The organism is Cellulomonas sp. P5_C6 (genome assembly GCF_054049635.1).
Window position 1 is genome coordinate 1 of sequence record NZ_JBFULZ010000232.1, and the last position, 5,946, is coordinate 5,946.

At 73.4% G+C, this 5,946-nt stretch carries 6 protein-coding genes; 2 read left to right on the plus strand and 4 right to left on the minus strand.

Annotated elements, in window-relative coordinates; translation table 11 throughout:
- A partial coding sequence (locus ACXJKG_RS18770; RefSeq protein WP_456847253.1) for an NAD(P)H-hydrate epimerase occupies nt 1-1,400 on the minus strand: 1,400 nt, incomplete at its 3' end.
- Between the two features lie 98 nt (nt 1,401-1,498).
- Here ACXJKG_RS18770 and ACXJKG_RS18775 point away from each other — a divergent pair.
- Entirely contained in the window at nt 1,499-2,485 is a 987-nt protein-coding gene (locus tag ACXJKG_RS18775; RefSeq protein WP_456847254.1) for an LLM class F420-dependent oxidoreductase, read from the plus strand.
- A 4-nt stretch (nt 2,486-2,489) separates the two neighbouring features.
- Here ACXJKG_RS18775 and ACXJKG_RS18780 read toward each other — a convergent pair whose 3' ends face one another.
- Together ACXJKG_RS18780 and glmS are read right to left on the minus strand one after the other, a co-directional pair.
- Nucleotides 2,490-2,843 carry a holo-ACP synthase gene (locus ACXJKG_RS18780; RefSeq protein ID WP_456847255.1) on the minus strand — a complete coding sequence of 118 codons (354 nt, stop codon included), beginning with the start codon at nt 2,841-2,843 and terminating at the stop codon, nt 2,490-2,492.
- The gene (gene glmS / locus ACXJKG_RS18785; protein WP_456847256.1) at nt 2,840-4,696 is read right to left on the minus strand and encodes a glutamine--fructose-6-phosphate transaminase (isomerizing); all 1,857 of its coding nucleotides are present in this window, start codon (nt 4,694-4,696) and stop codon (nt 2,840-2,842) included. The genes ACXJKG_RS18780 and glmS overlap by 4 nt, the downstream gene beginning before the upstream one ends.
- A gap of 63 nt (nt 4,697-4,759) precedes the next feature.
- Between glmS and coaA the strand changes: the two genes are divergently transcribed.
- Nucleotides 4,760-5,710 (plus strand): type I pantothenate kinase, encoded by a 951-nt coding sequence (coaA, locus tag ACXJKG_RS18790; RefSeq protein WP_456847257.1) that lies wholly within the window; start codon nt 4,760-4,762, stop codon nt 5,708-5,710.
- 20 nt (nt 5,711-5,730) lie between these two features.
- Here the strand turns inward: coaA and ACXJKG_RS18795 are convergent.
- On the minus strand, nt 5,731-5,946 hold a 216-nt coding region (locus ACXJKG_RS18795), incomplete at its 5' end, for a hypothetical protein (protein WP_456847258.1).

Genomic DNA, 5,946 nt, shown 5'->3' on the forward strand with positions numbered 1-5,946 from the left:
GCCCGGTGTGCGGCGCGACCGTGCACGAGCGCCGCGGTGGCCGCGAGCGCGGCCGCCAGCGACGGGTCGTCGTGGACGGCGTCGACACGGCCCGCCAGCAGCGCCCCGAGCAGGCCGGCGARCACGTCCCCCGCGCCCGCCGTCGACAGCCAGGCGGGGGCGTCGGCCTGCGCGTACGCGGCGCCCTGCGCGCCTGCGACCACCGTCACCGGCCCCTTGAGCAGCACGGTCGCCCCCGTGAGCTCGTGCGCGCGCCGGGCCCAGCGCAGCGGCTCCGCCTCGACCTGCGGCCGCTCGACCTGGTCGCCGCGCGCGCTCAGCAGCCGGGCGAGCTCGCCCGCGTGCGGGGTGATCACCGCGTGCGGGCCGATGTGCGGGGGCAGCAGCTCGAGCGCGCCGGCGTCGACCACGGCGGCCTCCCCGCGCGAGAGCACGTGCTCGAACGCGTACCCGATGCGCCGCCGCTGCCCCGCGTCGTCCGGCGAGACCCCCGGCCCGAACACCCACGCCTGCACCCGGCCGTTGCCGACGACGACCTCCGGGTGCGCCGCCGCGACCGCGTCGCCGACGTCCCCGAGGTACCGGACCATGCCGACGCCGGCCCGCACGGCGGCGCTGGTGGTCAGCACGGCCGCCCCCTGGTAGGCCCGCGATCCCGCGACCACACCGACGACGCCCCGGGTGTACTTGTGCGCGTCCGGCGCGGGCACCGGCCAGAGGTCGCGGACGTCGGACGGCTCGAGGCGGACGACACCCGGCGCTCCCTCGGGCTCGAGCCCGAGCTCGACCAGCTCGACCCGGCCGGCGGTGCGCGGCGCCAGCAGCAGGCCGGGCTTCAGCGCTCCGAACGTCACCGTGAGGTCGGCGTCGAGCACCACCCCGTCGGTCCGGCCGTCGTCGACGCCGAGCCCCGAGGGGACGTCGACGGCCACGACGTACGGCCGCCCGAGCGCGAGCAGCCCGGCGACCAGCTCCGCCGCCGGACCGCGGAGACCCGACCCGTCGGCGCCGATGCCCAGCAGCCCGTCGAGCACGAGGTCCGCGCCGGCCGCGAGCGCCGCCGAGCCGTCATCCACCGGCTCCGCCCGGCCGCCGGAGGCCCGCAACGCGGCCAGGCCCCCCTCGTGCGCCCGTGCCGACGTCAGGACGGCGAGCACCTGCACCCCGCGGCGGGCCAGCAGCGCGCTTGCGTACAGGGCGTCGCCCCCGTTGTTGCCCGAGCCGGCCAGCACCACGACGCGCGCGCCCGCCACCCGACCGCGCAGGCCGACGAGAGCGGCGGCCACGTGCACGTGCAGCGCGAACGCCGCACGGTCCATGAGCGGCTCACCGGCGGCCAGCAACGGCTGCTCGGCAGCTCTCACCTGCGCGGAGGTCCAGGTCTGCTGCACGCGTCCCATCCTGGTGGGTCGCCGGGGCGCATGCCCACCCTCGCACCGGCTGGATCGATTCGACCGACGTCCGGCAGCACGGCCGCGGCGCAGGTAACGTGCCGGTCATGCGCTTCGGACTCTTCATCCCTCAGGGCTGGCGGCAGGACCTCACCGGCATCGACCCGCGCGAGCACTGGCAGACCATGAACGGGCTGGCCACGCACGCCGACGAGGGCGACGCCTACGACTCCATCTGGGTCTACGACCACTTCCACGCGGTGCCCGAGCCCAACGGCGAGGCCACCCACGAGGCATGGAGCCTGATCAGCGCGTTCGCGGCGTCGACCAGCCGCGTCCGCCTCGGCCAGATGTGCACCTGCATGGCGTACCGCAACCCCGCCTACCTGGCCAAGGTGGCGACGACGGCCGACATCATCTCGGGCGGCCGCGTCGAGATGGGCATCGGCGCCGGCTGGTACGAGCACGAGTGGCTGGCCTACGGGTACGGCTTCCCGTCGGCCGGCACCCGGATCGCGATGCTCGACGAGGGCGTGCAGATCTTCAAGCAGATGTGGACCAACGGCACCGCGACCCTCGACGGCGAGCACTACAAGGTCTCGGGCGCGCAGCTGTCACCGCTCCCCCTGCAGGTCGACGGGCCGCCGCTGTGGATCGCCGGCGGCGGCGAGAAGAAGACCCTGCGCATCGCCGCCGAGCACGCGTCGTACACCAACTTCGACGGCTCACCGGAGGGATTCGCGCACAAGTCGCAGATCCTGCGCGGCCACTGCGACGCCATCGGCCGGCCGTTCGAGGAGATCACCCGGTCGTCGAACTACAACGTGGTCATCGGGTCGACGGAGGCCGAGGTCGACGACCGGATCGCCTGGATCGAGGAGCACTACAGCAACACGGTGCCCGCCAAGGCCGCCCAGGAGGCGGAGAACTTCCGCAACGGCCCGCTCGTCGGCACGCCGGAGCAGATCGTCGAGAAGCTGCAGGCCCTCGAGAAGCTGGGCATGACGTACGCGATCACGTACTTCGCCGAGGCCGCCTACGACCGCTCGGGCATCGAGCTCTTCGAGAACGAGGTGGTCCCCGCGCTGCGCTGAGGCGTCAGTCGCGCTCGGCGATCACCACGGCCGACGCGATGCCGGCGTCGTGGGAGATCGACAGGTGGAACCGGTCCACGCCGAGCGCCTCGGCCACGGCGGCGACGGTCCCGACGACCTCCACGACCGGCTGCGCCCCGAGCACCCGGCGGACGGTCGCGTCCTGCCAGCTCATGCCGCCCGGAGCCCCCAGCGCCTTGGCGATGGCCTCCTTGGCGGCGAACCGGGCCGCCAGCGACGTCTCCGGCATCGCCCGCTCCTCCGGGGTGAACAGCCGCTCGCGCAGCGCGGGGACGCGGTGCAGCGTCTCGACGAACCGGGCGACGTCGACGACGTCGATGCCCACCCCGACGATCACTCGACCGTGACGGACTTGGCCAGGTTGCGCGGCTGGTCCACGTCGAGCCCCTTCGCGGTGGCCAGCTCGCACGCGAACACCTGCAGGGGCACCACGGCCAGCAGCGGGGCCAGCAGCGTGGGCGACCGGKGCACGTAGAACACCTCGTCGGCGTACGGCAGCACGTCGACGTCGCCGTCCTCCGCGATCACGAGGGTCCGGGCGCCACGGGCGCGGATCTCCTGGATGTTCGAGACCACCTTCGAGTGCAGCGAGTCCCGCCCGCGCGGCGAGGGGACGACGACGAACACCGGCTGCCCCTCCTCGATCAACGCGATCGGGCCGTGCTTGAGCTCACCGGCGGCGAACCCCTCGGCGTGGATGTAGGCGAGCTCCTTGAGCTTGAGCGCACCCTCCATCGCCACCGGGAACCCGACGTGCCGTCCCAGGAACAGGACGGACTTCGTGTCCACCATCGACCGCGCGGTCTCGCGCACCCGGTCGGACCGGTCGAGCACCTGCTGGATCTTGTCGGGCATGGCCCGCAGCTCCGTGAGGATCGCGGCGACCTCGTCGGCGTACTTGTTGCCGCGCAGCTGCGCCAGGTAGAGCCCGAGCAGGTAGGCGGCGGTGATCTGCGCCAGGAACGCCTTGGTGGACGCGACGGCGATCTCCGGGCCGGCGTGCGTGTAGAGCACGGCGTCGGCCTCGCGCGGGATGGTCGAGCCGTGCGTGTTCACCAGGGCCAGCACCTTGGCGCCCTGCTCGCGCGCGTGCCGGACCGCCATGAGCGTGTCCATCGTCTCGCCGGACTGGGACACCGCGACCACCAGGGTCCGCTCGTTCACCACCGGGTCGCGGTACCGGAACTCGTGCGCCAGCTCGACCTCGACGGGGATGCGGCACCAGTGCTCGATCGCGTACTTGGCCACGTGCCCCGCGTAGGCGGCGGTCCCGCAGGCGACGACGACGATCTTGTCGACGGCCCGCAGCACCGACTCGTCGATCCGCACCTCGTCGAGCACCAGGCGCCCGCGGGCGTCGGTCCGGCCCAGCAGGGTGTCCGCGACGGCCTGCGGCTGGTCGTGGATCTCCTTGTCCATGAACGACGCGAACCCGCCCTTCTCGGCGGCGGCGGCGTCCCAGTCGACCGTGTACCGGCGCGCCTGGGCGGGCTGCCCGTCGAAGTCGGTGACCGTCACGGCGTCGGGGGTGATGGTCACCACCTGGTCCTGGCCGAGCTCGAGCGCCTCGCGCGTGTGCGAGATGAACGCCGCGACGTCGGACCCCAGGAAGTTCTCGCCCTCGCCGATGCCGACGACCAGCGGCGAGTCGTGCCGGGCGCCGACGACCGTGTCGGGGGCGTCCTCGTGCACGGCCAGCAGCGTGAAGGTCCCGTGCAGCGTGCGCGCCACCGCGGTCATCGCCGCCGTCAGGTCACCCGTGCCCTCGTACGCCCGCGCGATGAGCTGGGCGGCCACCTCGGTGTCGGTCTCCGAGAGGAACTCGACGCCCTCGGACACCAGCTCGGCCTTGAGACCGGCGAAGTTCTCGACGATGCCGTTGTGGATCACCGCGAGCTTGCCGGCGACGTGCGGGTGGGCGTTGACGTCCGTGGGTCCGCCGTGGGTGGCCCAGCGGGTGTGCCCGATCGCCGCCGTCGACTCGGGCAGCGGGCGCAGGTCCAGCTCCTCGACCAGGTTGGCCAGCTTGCCGGCCTTCTTGGCGGTGGCCAGCCGGCCCTCGGGGCTGACCAGCGCGACGCCCGCCGAGTCGTACCCGCGGTACTCCAGGCGCCGCAGGCCCTCCAGCACCACGTCCAGGGGGCGATCGCTGGCTACCTGGCTACCGACGTAACCGACGATTCCACACATGGCGGGGAGTCTACCGGGGGGCGTGGACGGCCCCCGCGCCCGACCTCGGGCACAATCGACCACGTGCCACCGTCGCTGACCCCGGCCACGCCCTACGTCGACCTGGATCGCGACGCCTGGACGCGGCTCTCCGCCTCCACGCCGCTCCCGCTCACCGACGCCGACGTCGAGCGCCTGGCGGGCCTCGGGGACCCGATCGACCTCGCCGAGGTCGACGCCATCTACCGCCCGATCTCCCGGCTGCTCGACCTCCACATCGAGGCCACCCGGGGGCTGCACGCGGCGTCGAGCACGTTCCTGCGCGAAGACGTCGGCGGCACCCCGTTCGTCATCGGGGTGGCCGGCTCCGTGGCGGTCGGCAAGTCCACCACCGCCCGCCTGCTGCGCGAGCTGCTCGCCCGCTGGCCCGCCACGCCGCGCGTCCAGCTGGTCACCACCGACGGCTTCCTCTACCCCAACGCCGAGCTCGAGCGCCGCGGGCTGATGGAGCGCAAGGGCTTCCCCGAGTCCTACGACCGGCGTGCGCTGCTGCGCTTCGTGTCCAAGGTCAAGGCCGGCCGCCCCGAGGTCCGCGTCCCGGTGTACGACCACCTGACCTACGACATCCTGCCGGGCCGCGAGGTCGTGGTGAACCGGCCGGACGTCCTCATCGTCGAGGGCCTCAACGTGCTCCAGCCGGCCCGCCCGACCGCCGAGGGGACGTCGAACCTCGCCGTCAGCGACTTCTTCGACTTCTCCATCTACGTCGACGCGCGGACCAGCGACGTGCGCCGGTGGTACGTCGACCGGTTCCTCGCGCTGCGCGAGACGGCCTTCGCGCGCCCGGAGTCGTTCTTCCACCGCTTCGCGGCGCTCACCGACGACGAGGCCGTGGAGCGCGCGGAACGGATCTGGGACTCGATCAACGAGCCGAACCTCGTGCAGAACATCCTGCCGACGCGCAGCCGGGCCACCCTCGTGCTCACCAAGGGCCGGGACCACTCCGTCGAACGGGTCCGGCTCCGCAAGCTGTAGGGCTCAGGGCCGGCCAGCGTTCAGGGCGTTGCGGTCGCTTCCGCGGGCGCCAGCAGGCGGACCGGGTACTGCTCGCTGTCGGTCTCCTCGAGCGCGTCGAGGGCGGTCGAGACGGCCTCCTGCGGGCCTCCACACCGGTCGGTGGGCCACACGGGCCGGATCGCGCGGCCGAGGGCGTCGACGAGCCACAGGGCCGGCGCGACCACCGACGCGCTGCTGCACGTGCCACCCCGCTG

Bases quoted from the DNA above. Each gene is read 5' to 3' on its own strand.
- ACXJKG_RS18775 (WP_456847254.1), top strand. From the start codon at position 1,499: ATGCGCTTCGGACTCTTCATCCCTCAGGGCTGGCGGCAGGACCTCACC.